This is a genomic window from Vibrio sp. OY15 (assembly GCF_000742455.1).
Taxonomy (GTDB): domain Bacteria; phylum Pseudomonadota; class Gammaproteobacteria; order Enterobacterales; family Vibrionaceae; genus Vibrio; species Vibrio alginolyticus.
Map to the genome: position 1 here is coordinate 44,002 of NZ_JPIL01000022.1, position 13,815 is coordinate 57,816.

General features: G+C 45.0%; 14 protein-coding genes. 9 read left to right on the plus strand and 5 right to left on the minus strand.

Annotation, left to right across the window (positions count from 1 at the left end):
- The first annotated feature begins 155 nt into the window (after window positions 1-155).
- The 5 genes from IJ23_RS20425 (at window position 156) to IJ23_RS20445 (ending at window position 4,623) form a co-directional block, all read left to right on the plus strand.
- Window positions 156-1,304 carry an S-(hydroxymethyl)glutathione dehydrogenase/class III alcohol dehydrogenase gene (locus IJ23_RS20425; protein WP_017821027.1) on the plus strand — a complete coding sequence of 383 codons (1,149 nt, stop codon included), beginning with the start codon at window positions 156-158 and terminating at the stop codon, window positions 1,302-1,304.
- A 62-nt stretch (window positions 1,305-1,366) separates the two neighbouring features.
- The gene (fghA, locus tag IJ23_RS20430; protein ID WP_033907210.1) at window positions 1,367-2,206 is read left to right on the plus strand and encodes an S-formylglutathione hydrolase; all 840 of its coding nucleotides are present in this window, start codon (window positions 1,367-1,369) and stop codon (window positions 2,204-2,206) included.
- A 444-nt stretch (window positions 2,207-2,650) separates the two neighbouring features.
- A complete protein-coding gene (locus tag IJ23_RS20435; RefSeq protein WP_005374384.1) occupies window positions 2,651-3,106 on the plus strand; it encodes a hypothetical protein in 456 nt (151 codons plus the stop codon).
- A 5-nt stretch (window positions 3,107-3,111) separates the two neighbouring features.
- Entirely contained in the window at window positions 3,112-4,209 is a 1,098-nt protein-coding gene (locus IJ23_RS20440) for a GGDEF domain-containing protein (protein ID WP_005383270.1), read from the plus strand.
- 24 nt (window positions 4,210-4,233) lie between these two features.
- A complete protein-coding gene (locus IJ23_RS20445) occupies window positions 4,234-4,623 on the plus strand; it encodes a hypothetical protein (RefSeq protein WP_005464976.1) in 390 nt (129 codons plus the stop codon).
- 107 nt (window positions 4,624-4,730) lie between these two features.
- On the opposite strand, the gene IJ23_RS20450 is transcribed toward IJ23_RS20445, so the two are convergent.
- A complete protein-coding gene (locus tag IJ23_RS20450; RefSeq protein ID WP_033907211.1) occupies window positions 4,731-5,534 on the minus strand; it encodes a Cof-type HAD-IIB family hydrolase in 804 nt (267 codons plus the stop codon).
- A 94-nt stretch (window positions 5,535-5,628) separates the two neighbouring features.
- Window positions 5,629-6,516, minus strand: a complete 888-nt coding sequence (locus IJ23_RS20455) for a LysR family transcriptional regulator (RefSeq protein WP_017633830.1) — start codon at window positions 6,514-6,516, stop codon at window positions 5,629-5,631.
- 126 nt (window positions 6,517-6,642) lie between these two features.
- Between IJ23_RS20455 and IJ23_RS20460 the strand changes: the two genes are divergently transcribed.
- The 3 genes from IJ23_RS20460 to IJ23_RS20470 all read left to right on the plus strand — a co-directional run bounded on the left by IJ23_RS20460 (window position 6,643) and on the right by IJ23_RS20470 (window position 9,920).
- Window positions 6,643-7,509: an MBL fold metallo-hydrolase gene (locus IJ23_RS20460; RefSeq protein WP_033907212.1), complete on the plus strand. Its 867-nt coding sequence runs from the start codon at window positions 6,643-6,645 to the stop codon at window positions 7,507-7,509.
- Window positions 7,503-8,123, plus strand: a complete 621-nt coding sequence (locus tag IJ23_RS20465; RefSeq protein WP_033907213.1) for a DsbA family protein — start codon at window positions 7,503-7,505, stop codon at window positions 8,121-8,123. The genes IJ23_RS20460 and IJ23_RS20465 overlap by 7 nt, the downstream gene beginning before the upstream one ends.
- Before the next feature lie 117 nt (window positions 8,124-8,240).
- A complete protein-coding gene (locus IJ23_RS20470; RefSeq protein ID WP_033907214.1) occupies window positions 8,241-9,920 on the plus strand; it encodes an RluA family pseudouridine synthase in 1,680 nt (559 codons plus the stop codon).
- A gap of 97 nt (window positions 9,921-10,017) precedes the next feature.
- On the opposite strand, the gene IJ23_RS20475 is transcribed toward IJ23_RS20470, so the two are convergent.
- Window positions 10,018-11,358, minus strand: coding sequence for an MATE family efflux transporter (locus tag IJ23_RS20475; protein ID WP_017633826.1), 1,341 nt, complete (start codon window positions 11,356-11,358; stop codon window positions 10,018-10,020).
- A 506-nt stretch (window positions 11,359-11,864) separates the two neighbouring features.
- Here IJ23_RS20475 and IJ23_RS20480 point away from each other — a divergent pair.
- Window positions 11,865-13,013: a GGDEF domain-containing protein gene (locus IJ23_RS20480; protein WP_033907215.1), complete on the plus strand. Its 1,149-nt coding sequence runs from the start codon at window positions 11,865-11,867 to the stop codon at window positions 13,011-13,013.
- Between the two features lie 3 nt (window positions 13,014-13,016).
- On the opposite strand, the gene IJ23_RS20485 is transcribed toward IJ23_RS20480, so the two are convergent.
- Window positions 13,017-13,298 (minus strand): hypothetical protein, encoded by a 282-nt coding sequence (locus IJ23_RS20485; protein ID WP_033907216.1) that lies wholly within the window; start codon window positions 13,296-13,298, stop codon window positions 13,017-13,019.
- Between the two features lie 132 nt (window positions 13,299-13,430).
- Window positions 13,431-13,715, minus strand: a complete 285-nt coding sequence (gene ppnP / locus IJ23_RS20490) for a pyrimidine/purine nucleoside phosphorylase (protein ID WP_005383244.1) — start codon at window positions 13,713-13,715, stop codon at window positions 13,431-13,433.
- Window positions 13,716-13,815: the final 100 nt, after the last annotated feature.

A 13,815-nucleotide genomic window follows, 5' to 3' on the forward strand; every position in this document is an offset into this window, starting at 1 on the left:
TACGCATATGTAAAAATCATTTTCAAAATGGACGGATTATCATTTTTACTGAAACACCTAAAATGAGCACCAACAAAACGACGAAGCGCGGTAAGCAAACCTTAACTACGCTTATTACGTCACTCCATATACTGAAAATATAAAGGAAACATCCAATGTCGCTTGAAATCAAACCTGGTCAAACTCACATAAAATCAAAAGCAATGGTCGCTTGGGCTGCAGGTGAGCCGCTTAAAATGGAAGAAGTGGATGTACAACTTCCAAAAGCCGGCGAAGTGCTAGTACGCATCGTAGCAACTGGTGTTTGTCACACTGACGCATTCACACTATCAGGTGACGATCCAGAAGGTATCTTCCCTTCAATCCTTGGTCACGAAGGTGGCGGTATCGTTGAAATGGTTGGCGAAGGCGTAACAAGCGTTGAAGTTGGCGACCACGTTATCCCACTTTACACCGCTGAATGTGGTGAGTGTAAGTTCTGTAAATCTGGCAAAACGAACCTATGTCAGGCCGTTCGTGAAACGCAAGGTAAAGGCCTAATGCCAGATGGCACAAGCCGATTCTCTATCAACGGCGAAACTATCTTCCACTACATGGGTTGTTCTACTTTCTCTGAGTACACGGTTCTCCCAGAAATCTCACTAGCGAAAGTAAACAAAGAAGCACCACTTGAAGAAGTTTGTCTTCTAGGTTGTGGCGTAACCACTGGTATGGGTGCGGTATTAAACACAGCTAAAGTTGAAAAAGGCGACACAGTGGCAATCTTTGGTCTAGGCGGTATCGGTCTTTCTGCAATCATCGGTGCTCGCATGGCTGGTGCCAGCCGCATCATCGGTGTAGACATCAACGAAAGCAAATTCGACCTAGCGAAACAACTTGGTGCAACTGATTGCATCAACCCACAAAAATTCGACAAGCCAATTCAAGAAGTGATTGTTGAAATGACAGACGGTGGTGTTGACTACTCATTCGAATGTATCGGTAACGTAAACGTGATGCGCCAAGCACTTGAGTGCTGTCACAAAGGTTGGGGTGAGTCAGTCATCATTGGTGTTGCTGGTGCAGGTCAAGAGATCTCAACTCGTCCATTCCAACTGGTAACTGGTCGTGTATGGCGTGGCAGCGCTTTCGGTGGCGTTAAAGGCCGCTCTGAGCTTCCAGAAATCGTGAACCGTTACATGGCTGGTGAATTCGGCTTACAGGAGTTCATTACCCACACAATGGGATTAGCAGACGTCAACAAAGCGTTTGATCTGATGCATGAAGGTAAGAGCATCCGAACAGTTATCCATATGGATCAATAATGCTGCCTCAGGCTCTCCTTTTGGGGAGCCTGAATTCCTTCTGCTAATTAGAGAGTTTATTCATGACCATTGAAAATGTAAGCCAAGCCAAAGTGTTTGGCGGTTGGCACAAGCAATATACACACGAATCCAATGCCCTAAACTGCACCATGCGCTTCGCGATATTCTTGCCACCTAACGCAACGAAATCGAATCCCGTACCCGCGCTATACTGGCTCTCTGGTTTAACGTGTACCGATGAGAACTTTATGCAGAAAGCGGGGGCATTTCGTATGGCGGCCGAGCTTGGCATTGCGATCATTGCACCAGACACAAGTCCGAGAGGCGAAGGTATCGCTGACGACGAAAGCTATGACCTAGGAAAAGGAGCTGGCTTTTACGTTAATGCGACGCAAGCACCTTGGTCACTGCATTACTGCATGTACGACTATGTGACTGAGGAGTTACCTGCGATCATCGAAAGTAACTTCCCTGTCTCTGACGTGAAGTCGATTTCGGGTCACAGCATGGGCGGCCACGGAGCGCTCACCATTGGTCTGAAAAATTCAGGACAGTACCGTTCTATTTCAGCGTTCAGTCCAATCAGTAACCCAATGCAATGCCCTTGGGGACAAAAAGCCTTTACTGCTTACTTAGGCAAGGAGCTTGAAGGCTGGAAGCAATACGATGCAAGTGAACTTCTAAAACAACAACAATCACCATTACCAATTTTGGTTGATCAAGGTGATGCTGATGGCTTCTTAAATGAGCAGCTTAGACCGGAAGCGCTGATTGCTGCGGCAAAAATACACGATTCAAACCTAACCTTGAGAATGCAACCAGGCTATGACCATAGCTATTACTTCATCTCAAGCTTTATTGAAGAGCACCTCAACTTCCATGCAAAATATTTGTTTGCATAGTTAAATTAAGTAAGCTCATGAAATAAAAAATAAAGTCACCAAAACTAGGTGACTTTATTTTCTTTACGTACTAACAAATACATATCTGAATATCGATGATTTAAATATGTAAAATAATGTAACTTAAGAGCAAATTCGACATCCATTTCTCGCCTTATTAAATTCTCATTTCCGACACAGTATCTTTATTAAAAATGAAACAAAGTTGCACTAAAAACCAATTAAATACCGCGAAATCATTACGAAACTCTACCATCATCCCAATACTCTGAGCTTTTAATTAAGAAGCAACTTAATAACCTTGACGTGACGTAAACCGACAGTTATTTTTGAAACATAACGTATTATAAAATCTCATCCGGTTGGCTCTATAATTATAAATAAATTACCGCTAGCACCTTTGTCCTAGCTAAGAAAAAAGAATAAAACTCAAAAGGGCATATGATGAAAAAGATAGTCGCGCTAGGTCTGTTTTTTGTTGCGCCATTCTTGTCTGCAAATACGATCGTATTTAGTAGTAGCCAGCAGCCTAGTGTCATACTGGAACTGGAAGAGATCCAAGCTTTACCTACCACTAGCTACACGATGACATTGCCTTGGCTTCCTGCTTCGTCAGAGTTTTTAGGCGTTAAACTCAGCACGCTTCTTACACACGTCTACGGAAAGGTACCAGAGCAGGTTGATATCAGCAGCTTAAACGACTATCACTCGACATTGTCCCGACAAGATATTCTTCGATATCAACCAATACTGGCTTATCAACAAGATCAGAATTACATAAAAGTCAGGAATAAAGGCCCTTTCTGGGTGATATATCCACTCAATCTCTATCCAGAGCTAAACTACAATAAATATCATGCGCAAATGGTATGGCAAGTAAATGAAATAAAAGAAAAATAATAAGAATGAAGTTATCAGAACCCTATTCTAAGAAACAAAGAATATTGCAATATTCTACCACCAGCAAAATGCTGCTGGTGGTGTTTGCCGTTTCTTTGCTTCTCGCGAATGTCGTGCTTTTACAGCAAACACGTTCACTCTCACAAAATTTTAATAACGAACAAAAACAAGCGACTTGGTTTTTATTCCAACTCTCCAAAGAACTATCAGAACTTGTCGGCGAGGCCAGACGGTTAGATGAAAACGTATTGAATATTGATGGTGCAGAGCTTCAATACGAGTTAGCGTGGAGCCGCTTTGACTTATTGACCAGTAGCACGAAAGCCAATAAGTTCTTTTCTCGGAACAACATGCACCTTTACTTCATTAATCTTTTTGAAGAGTTCAAAGAGCTAGAAAAACAACTAGTAGAAGCTAGAACAGGTGACAGCCAAGCTGCTGCTGCATTTTATCGTTCAACTCAAACACTATATTTAGGCTTAATAGACTTCGTTAATCAAAACTTCCGCCTAAGCAGTAAAGCTTATGAAGCACAAAAAGGTCAAACCCAGCGCTTAATGCAAGCACAATATATGTTGTTTGCGACGTTCGTTTTGTCGATTATCTCTCTAACTTATTTCTTTTATCGTGAATCCCATTTTCATAGAAAATTGGCGCTCAGCGACCCTTTAACGAACCTAGGGAACCGCAATGCACTATTCATTACCCTAAACAAATTTACTCAAGAAAAAAGGCCCTTTTCTCTCTGGATTCTAGATTTAAATGGTTTTAAAGAAGTCAACGACACACACGGACACCAAGTTGGCGACACTGTACTGCGGGAAATCGCTAGGCGGCTTAATTCTATGGCACTCAATGATTTTACTGTTTATCGCATGGGAGGAGATGAGTTCGCGGTTATCCTTGAAGGTGAACATCTCAATGAAGAGAACGTACGTGAGCAGATAAATACCGTCTTTGATGCACAAATATTAAACTCCGATAAAGTCTCAACACTTTCAACAAGCATGGGCTTAGCGCAATACCCTAAAGACAGTGACAATGTTGACTTTCTTATCAGCATAGCGGATAAGCGCATGTACAAAATGAAATTTCAACGTTAAACGGTATATATGATGAGAAAGTTCATGCAAGTACTGCTTCTACTGGCAGTCATTGCGGCAGGTGTGTTGGCTTGGGTATTTATTCCATCGCACGAAACCATCGGGCAAAAAACGCTTGAGCAGGCACTCAACGACGACTACAGCCTCGTTGGCCATCGAATCTACTCAACCGATCCGGATGCTGGTAACCGATTCGGTTACTTCGTATTGGCAACGGGTCAGAGCATTGAAGAACAAGAGCCGTTTTTGGTCACTTCGGATCAGTTTATTCGCATGGAACAAACGGGTGATAACACCTTGTCTGTGACCGTCAATGGCCGTATCTACCAATACCACAACGACTTGTGGGTACCAAAATCGGATGGAAAGTTGCAGCACTTTTTAGTCAGCGCAACTGCCAACTACGTGCGCTAAAAAACGGGAACATTACTCCCCCCTCCCATCACACACAAAAAAACAAAGCCCCGCATGTACTGCGGGGCTTTTTACGTTAACAAGAAAGTAACATCGAAAGGAGGGCGTTACTTCGCTAACACTTTCTCTTTAATCACTTTGAGTACCCCAGCCTCTTGGTTGCTTGGCGCAGAATAACGAGCGATTTTCTTAATCTCTTCATGCGCATTGGCAACCGCGTACGAATGCTCACTGACTTGCAGCATTTCGAGGTCGTTGAGGTAATCACCAAACGTCATGGTTTCGGCCGGAGTAAAATTCATTGTATCTTGAAGATGCTTAATGGCCGCGCCTTTAGATGCCTCGGCATTCATCACATCCAGCCAAATTTTTGCGCTCACTACAACTTTATGCGTTGCACCAAACTTCGCGTTCATGGTCGGGAACAGGAGCTCTTCCGAACCGTCAAAGTGACAAATCGCTACCTTGATGAACTCGTCTTCGACCTCAAGCAAATCCGTCACCGTTTCACAGCGATGGTAGTACTTTTGAAACTCTTCCAGTGATTGCTGATCATGCGTTTCGATGTACGCCGAGCGCTTGCCACACAATACGATGTTCGCTCCATCAATTTCACGAGCCGCTTTCACAATCTCCGCCACTTCCGCTTTAGGAATGGCGCAACTGTAGAGCTCTTTGTCTTGGTACATCACCAAGGTGCCATTTTCGGCCACATACAACACTCTATCTTTGATTGGCGCGAACGTGTCTCGTAGGCTGTAATACTGACGACCAGACGCAGCGGAGAACAAAATGCCTTGCTCTTCCAGTTGCAAAAACAGATCGAAAAACTCTGGATCCAAACGACCGTACTGGTCAAGCAATGTGCCATCCATATCGGAAGCAATAAATTTGATGCAAACTTGTGACATTAACGAAAACTCTAAATGATGCTGCGAAAATATATCCATGTAAGGTACAGGATCTTGTATGAATCTCAAGTCGGGATGACGACGCTTTTCGCATTCACCAAGGGTGCTGTTTAAAGTAATCTTCACTGTGATCGATGAAAGCTCTCACCGCAGGAGACAAGTGTTTACGTGATGAATACAGCGCGTAAATGTTGAGATCATTTGGCTTCCAATCCGGCAACACCGACTCAAGCTGACCCGATTTGAGATAGATATTGCTCAAATAAGTTGGCAACATCGAAATACCCATGCCTTGTAAAGCGCCATGCAATAACGCCGTGGCCTCATTGCTGGTTAGGCGACACTCAATTCCCACCGATTCGAACTGGTCGCCCTGAGACAAATGCCACACGTGACGCTCAAAGTTTTTGTATCCCAAACAGTCGTGTGAAGATAAATCTCGCGGATGCGCGATCGCGTGGTGAGTTTGTAAATATTGCGGTGATGCTACCAACACCGATTCGCACACCGCAATCGGCTTACCAATCAAAGAAGGATCGGGATCTGACGCAATTCGGATCGCCAGATCGATGCGTTGTTCGGTTAGATCACTCACTGAATCTTGCAGATCTATGTCGATATACACTTTGGGGTGCTTTTGCATAAAACTGTTTACTACGGGGATCAACTGTGAGAATCCAAATGAAGTACTAGACGCAAGACGGATTTTTCCGGACAGCTCACCATCAACGGCAATGTTCGACGTTAATGTATCGGCCTGTTTTAACCAGCGCTCAATCTGAGGCAAGCTGCGCTCCCCTGCGGTGGTGAGGGACACCTTGCGCGTGGTGCGGTGTAACAAACGAGTTTGCAGCCAGTTCTCCATCGCCTCTACATAACGAGTTACCATTGGCCGAGACATGTCTAACCGCTCTGCGGTCGCGGTAAAACTGCCAGAATACACCACATCCACAAACACTTTTGCTGCCGTTACTCTGTCCATACATTTGCTCGAAATAAGAAATAGTGATGCACATTATTGTGTATTTTTCCGAGCGTATCAATTTCCTAATATAGCTCCCGTTCCCAAGCCATCGTCGCTTGGCCCCAAATTCTTTAGGAGCTTATTATGAAAAAATTCACTTTGATTGCTGCATCCGTTTTAATGGCAAACCCTGTCCTAGCGGCAAACCACTCTCCCCTTACTCTTGAGGTTTACAACGCCGACGGTAACAGCTTCCACGTAAACTCAACCTTGGTATACGGTGAGACTGACGCCATGGTTATCGACACTGGATTCACCAAAGCTGACGCGATGCGCATTGCCGCTAAAGTTCTGGACTCAGGCAAAACACTTAAAACCATTTTTATCAGTCAAGCGGACCCAGATTACTACTTTGGCGCAGAGGCCTTACACCAACAGTTCCCTGATGCGCAGATCATCACAACGCCTGCGGTTCAAAAAATTATTAAAGAGAAATTGGCTGGAAAGCTGGCGTACTGGGGACCAAAGCTTGGCGCAAACGCACCGGTAAAACCAGTGATCCCTGTCGCGTACGATAAAGCATCATTAGAGCTAGAAGGTCATAAGATTGAAATCCGTGGTAACCATGGCACATCAGCACACCGCCCTTACCTATGGATTCCAGATAACAAAGCGATTCTAGGTAACGTAGCCGTGTACTCAAACGTACATTTGTGGATGGCAGATGCCGCAGACCAAACCGCCATCAATGCTTGGGAGCAGCAACTTAGCGAGATGCTTGCGCTTAAACCTCAAGTGGTCATTCCTGGTCACATGAAAGCAGGCACAAAGCTGAACGCAGACACCATTCGCTACTCGCAACAATACTTGCAGGATTTTCAGCAAGCGAAAAAACACAGCAATAACAGCGCTCAACTCATTGACACCATGTCAGCGAAATACCCAGAAGCTCAATTGCCAATCGCGCTAGAAATCGGTGCAAAAGTGCATACTGGTGAAATGTCATGGTAACCGTGCATTACTTCTTCGATCCCATGTGTGGTTGGTGCTACGGGGCATCACCACTCATCGAAGCCTTGATGGACACCTCTCAATTTAAGGTGGAGCTTCATCCCGGCGGCATGATTGAGAAGCGCGCAATTGAGCCTGAATTTCGTCAGCACATCATCAACAGTGACGCTCGTATCGCAACCGAAACCGGAGCAACGTTTGGTGAAGCATATCTACAACGCGTGAAAAGCGAAGATGCGTTTGTTCTTGATTCTTATCTACCCACACAAGCGATCTTGAGTGCGGAGAAAATGGGGCTGAATCCATGGCACATGCTAAAGACCATCCAATCTGCGCATTATCAACTCGGGTTAAAAGTGAATGAAGCATCGACACTCAAAGCCATTGCAGAATCGCTAGGTTTAGCAAGTGATGCGTGGGAGCAAAACATGACGTTAAGCGAAGCCGAGCTAAACGAGAGAATTCACTCTAGCCGACAGTTGATGCGCCAGTTACACGTTGGTGGTTATCCAACCATGATTGCAGAAGTAAATGGCGAGTACTTGACCTTGCCGCACTCGACCTACTACGACAAACCGGCACAGTGGAAGCTTGCATTACAAAAACTGCAATAAGCTCTTCCCCACTCGCTCTTGTTCTTAATCCAAGAGCGAGTGCCAACACCGACATGGCAATCCTGACTCAAACAGGTACAATCCTCGCTCGATTTTTTACTCTCGCGGATACCCACCATGCACTCGCCTGAACATTATTTTACTCGTTTTACTGCTGATATTTCTGGCTATGAATTGCCAACGCAGTTTACGTTTCCGTTCTACTACACGCCGCATCCTCTTTGCGTTATAGCCGCAAAGCAATTGGAACAGCATTTATTAGCGCAAACCGACTTCGAACACGATTTTGGTTTGGTTAATGAAGAAACGGGGCGAGGCAAAATGTTTGGCGTATTGCTGGTAAAAAGCCCTCAAGGCGAGCTCGGCTTTTTAAGTGCATTTTCTGGCAAAATTGCTGACCAAAACTTGATTCCAGGATTTGTCCCTCCTGTGTACGACATGCTGACCGATGAAGGATTCTTCCGCGCAGAAACGGATGCCATCAACGCCGCCAATGCGGAGTACAAAACCTGTGCTGCGAATCCGGAATTGGCGGATCTTAAAGCGCAAATCCAAGCCGACCGAGCCGCTTATCAGCAAGAGGAGCAAACACAGCGCCAAGTGATGATTGACGGCCGCGCCGCACGCAAACGACAGCGCCAACAGGGCGAGCAAACGCTCAATGCCGATGATCTCAAAATCTTGTTGGATGAGTTGGGTAAGCAAAGTGTCGCCGAGAAAAATGTTCTCAAATACTTAAAGCAAGCGTGGGATGAAAAGCTTGCAATCAAAGAAGCGCGCTTGGCTGAGTTAGAGCAGCAACTTGCTCATCTGAAAGAACAGCGCAAAACGCTCTCCAACGCTTTGCAGCACAAATTGCATAAACAATACCGCTTCCTAAACAACCATGGCAAAACACGCGACTTGGTGGACATTTTTGCGGACACCACAAACCCAGTTCCACCAGCAGGTGCGGGGGAATGTGCTGCGCCAAAACTGCTTCAATACGCGTTTAAACACGGATTCAAACCGCTGGCGCTGGCAGAATTTTGGTGGGGTGTGTCGCCAAAGTCTGAAGTTCGCCAACACAAAAAATTCTACCCATCGTGCAACAGCAAATGTCAGCCGATTTTGGGCCATATGATGCAAGGGCTGGATGTCGAACCTAATCCATTGGCGGAGAATTGGGCAGAAGACAAAGAACTAGAGATAATCTACCAAGACGACGCTATGGTCGTCGTCAACAAGCCCTCGGGCTTACTTTCAGTGCCTGGTAAAACTATCAAGGACTCTGCTTATACGCGCCTACAAGCGATGTACCCTGATGTGGAAGGGCCGTTTGTGATTCATCGCCTCGACATGGCGACCTCTGGCATCTTAGTGTTTGCCTTAACCAAGCGCGCGAACAAAAGTCTGCAGAAACAGTTTATGGCTCGCGACGTAAAAAAACGTTATATGGCACTGCTCGAAGGCGTATTAAACGAGCCTGAAGGGGAAATTTCACTGCCAATGCGTGGTGACCCCGACGACCGCCCACGTCAACTGGTGTGTTTTGAACACGGGAAACATGCAGAAACCTACTGGCAACTGATTGAAGTCAAAGATGGACGCAGCAAGGTATACATGTATCCGAAAACAGGGAGAACTCACCAACTACGTGTACACAGTGCTCATCACATGGGGTTAAACATGCCGATGGTTGGTGATGGTTTATACGGCGAAAAAGCGAATCGCTTGCACCTGCATGCTGAGATGCTAGAGCTGGATCATCCATACAGCAAAGAGCGCATGGTGTTCAAAGCTGAGTGCGAATTCTAACGTCTTCCCGATTTTAAATAACAAAAAGGCACTGACTAACAGTGCCTTTTTTGTTTTCTAACAACAGAATAAGCGTGATGCGCAATACCGAAAACCGTTAGCTCACCTTAAACTTGGTCCACACCTGAGAGCGCCAACGTCTTGCCATGATGATACCACGTACCCATTCATCGAGTGCGATTGCCATCCAAGCCCCTAAAACGCCATAACCCAAGTGGATGCCAAAGATGTAAGAGAAAAGCACGCCTAATCCCCACATACTCAAAATCCCCATTTGCACTGGGAACTTGATGTCACCCGCGCCTTTGAGCCCCGCGATAAAAATCAGGTTAAACACACGTCCGGCTTCGAGCAAAATTGAGCCCATGACTAACGAGCTTGCCAATGCGAGTATTTCCGGTTGATCGGTAAACACGCGTAGAATCTCTTCTCTAAACAGGTAAATCAGTGTGGTTGCCGCCGTTGATGCCACAAACCCCACTAAGAAGTAGATTTGTACGCGTTTTAAAATGCTACTCACCCAACCTTTACCGATGTAGTAACCGGTCTGAATTTGCGCAGCCTGACCAATTGCCAGCGCGAAAGCAAACGAGAAACGGGCAATGTTTTGCGCATAAGTGAAAGCCGCTAATGATGCCGTCCCCATTTGCACCACAAAGTACACAATGCAGATTTGCGCCACGTTGTAAGACAGCACTTCACCCGCGTTCATACCGCCGATTTTTAAGATTTTTTTGTAAATCTCTGCCGGTACTTGTTTCATAGTCGACATTGGTAGTTCAATGCTACTGCGAGCGAGAATAAACCATAACATTAACGTACCGATGACTTGGCTGACGACGGTTGCTATTGCCACGCCTTGCACACCATACACAGGTAAACCGAATGGCTGGTAAAGCGCAATATAGTTACCAATGATGTTGAACACACCCGAGATCAAATTCACCACCATTGGGGAACGTGAATAACCATGACTACGCAGAATAGTTGTAAAAACAACGCCAATCGTAACGTTAAACGTCATCGCACCGCTTATCAGCAGATATTCATGAGCGTACTGCTCGACTTGCGCTTCCAAGCCGTAATACGGGAGTAGATATATCGCACCAAGCACGGCAATCACACTCAATAGCACACCGACGAGCACAGACAACGCAATACTCGCAACACCAACGCTCACTGACTCTTGCTCGCGTCCAGCGCCATTGTATTGGGCAATCAAAATCCCCGTACCGCTACTGACAAACGTCGAAACGATGATTAAAAAGAAGGTAATCTGCGTGATCACACCAACAGCGGATACGGCTTTGTCTGAGTAGCCACTCAGCATGAACACGTCACTGGTTCCTAAAGCCGTCCGTAGCAAAATTTCGACAAGAATTGGCCAAGCTAATGCCACGATGGACATTCGTTGGTTGATGTTTTGGCTTTTAGGCATGCTTGTAACCTTTCCTACAACTAAAAACTGCCTCACAATTTTGTGAAGCAGTTTAAAAATAGTGACTCGAACGAAGCTCGATATGAGGTTGTGATTTAGCGCGGATTCTAGTCGCATATTGGTCATAACGACAACAATATTTCGCCCTGTTTCGGAAAAATATTTCTAATGCATTTTCGAAACGACATATGCCTTGACGATACGTAGAGCAGAGATTGGTGAACAATACTCTCAATCAACGAGCACCGAACAGAATCAGGATAATCAATAGAAATGTGTCTAACTAGATACATTACTTTGAGTTATCAGTCCAACCATATAGAGCCATGAAGAACCGTCATGAAAACCTGCATGCGCCACCATTCCTCTTTGAACACTCGCACCAAATCACACTGATGGCTTTGCACTAAAAATGACTGATATCACATTTGGAAACTTTGTTGTTCTATTTATCGCGAAAATACCGCCTAGAATAAGCGTACACGTTAATTAAGCAAGGATACATAATGTCGACATTGGCTGGGGCGCGCTTAGAAGAAATGGCGGACATCCGCTCAACAAGAAAAAAGAAAATTGTCTTTTTATGCTCCAGTATCGCCGCTGCCTGTTTAACTTATGGTTCCATTGCTCAATCACTTGAGAATAACTGGGGTTTAAGCTTTTTCCATGCTTTGTGTGCCTTGGCATGCTTAGCAATCAGTTATGTAATAAAAGTCCAGCGGCACCATCAATACGCCGACTTATGGCTAAGTGCTGTCTTAATGTTCGAAGGGTTATTGTTACTTCTGTATAACGACGCTCCGTCAGGCAAAATGTTATGGCTATATCCTATTGTCGCCACTCTGGTGTTAATTAATGAGTTTAAGGTCGGTCTGTTGTTCAGTGGCACCTACATTTTACTGATCTTTTTTGGGGTCGCTTTTTTAGATCGACTGCCAACAGCCACAGAAATCATAGAGCGGAGATTGATGCTGACCCTGATAGCGACCGCGTTTGTGTGTCACACGTTCTCGTATTACTACACGAAAGTCCTCAATTACATTCAAACACTGTATCGTGAGGGGATTGAGGAGTTAGCATATTTTGACCAGCTCACTGGGCTTGCCAATCGCTGGAGCTTTGAGACTTGGGCGCGCGCAAAGCTCGATGAAATCAAGCACTCATCTGATGACAGCATCACCGCATTGGTTTTTCTCGATATCGATAACTTCAAGCACATCAACGACACCTACGGGCACGATATTGGTGACCAAGTACTTCAAGCCTTCGCAACTCGATTAAAAAATAACATTCGCAACAAAGACAGAAAAACCGATAAACACGACTACTCCATCGCTCGATTTGCGGGCGATGAATTTGTAATCATGCTTTACGATGTAAAAAGTAAAGGTGACCTCGACAGCATCCTAAAACGGATCGTGCATCTGTTTCCGACAGGTTACCGAAGCTACGATATGATTAACGAGTTAACAATGAGTGTAGGTGCTGCTATCTATAAGCAAGATGCAAAGGATTTGTCTGAATTGACTCGATGTGCAGATAAAGCAATGTACGCAGCTAAACATACTGGTAAAAACCAGTACGCCTTTTATGAGCACTGCAATACGGAAGAACAGTCAACATCTGATGCACCAGCGGTACCAGAAGCTTGCTAATGACTAAGCGAACACATGCATCACCCAAAGCCCCACAACGAGAAATACGATTAACCACACTACTTGCAACGTTCTGTTCGGCTTGCCTTGCTGACGAGTGGGGTGATCTTTAAACGCACGGCCCTTCATTTTGCCCATTAAGCTCTTTCCTAGAGCACGTCGATAAAATTCACGTCTCTTATGAGCGGCGTTGGCAACTTCGGTAAAGCGCTGTCTTTGCTCATTGGTGAGATCTTTATCCTCGTAACGAGGAGGGAGATCAGAATGCTTGCGTTGTACTGCCATCACTTCCTCCCTGGTCGATGGGTACATTTTTATTAAGTATATACCCAAATAACCAAAAAGATGCGTTATAAGTGAAGCACATAGACGAAAAAACCACCCGAAGGTGGTTTTATGACGAGCAACAAATGAACGCTAGAAGTACTCACATAAATACGCAGTCGCTTCTTTCACTTGAAGCTCAAATGAAGAATTACCTTCCACTTCAAAAAACTCACCACTTTGATAAGTCGTCCAATCGCTCTCGCCAACACGCTTGACCACAAGCGCACCTTTTACAACCGTCATACGCTCTGGTGCTTGAGTACCAAACGTGTACTCACCAGGAAGCATCACACCAACGCTAACATCCTGATCTTTCTGGTTAAAGCCTAGTGATTTTACACTACCAGCAAAATAGCTATTTTCCTTAATATTCATTATTGGTTTCCTTATCAAAAGTCCGCTCTTTTTTACCTTGTTTCTTTCCGTTACTCAAGCTTTGAAAGCCATTAAACTCAACGTAATAACGCACATCCTT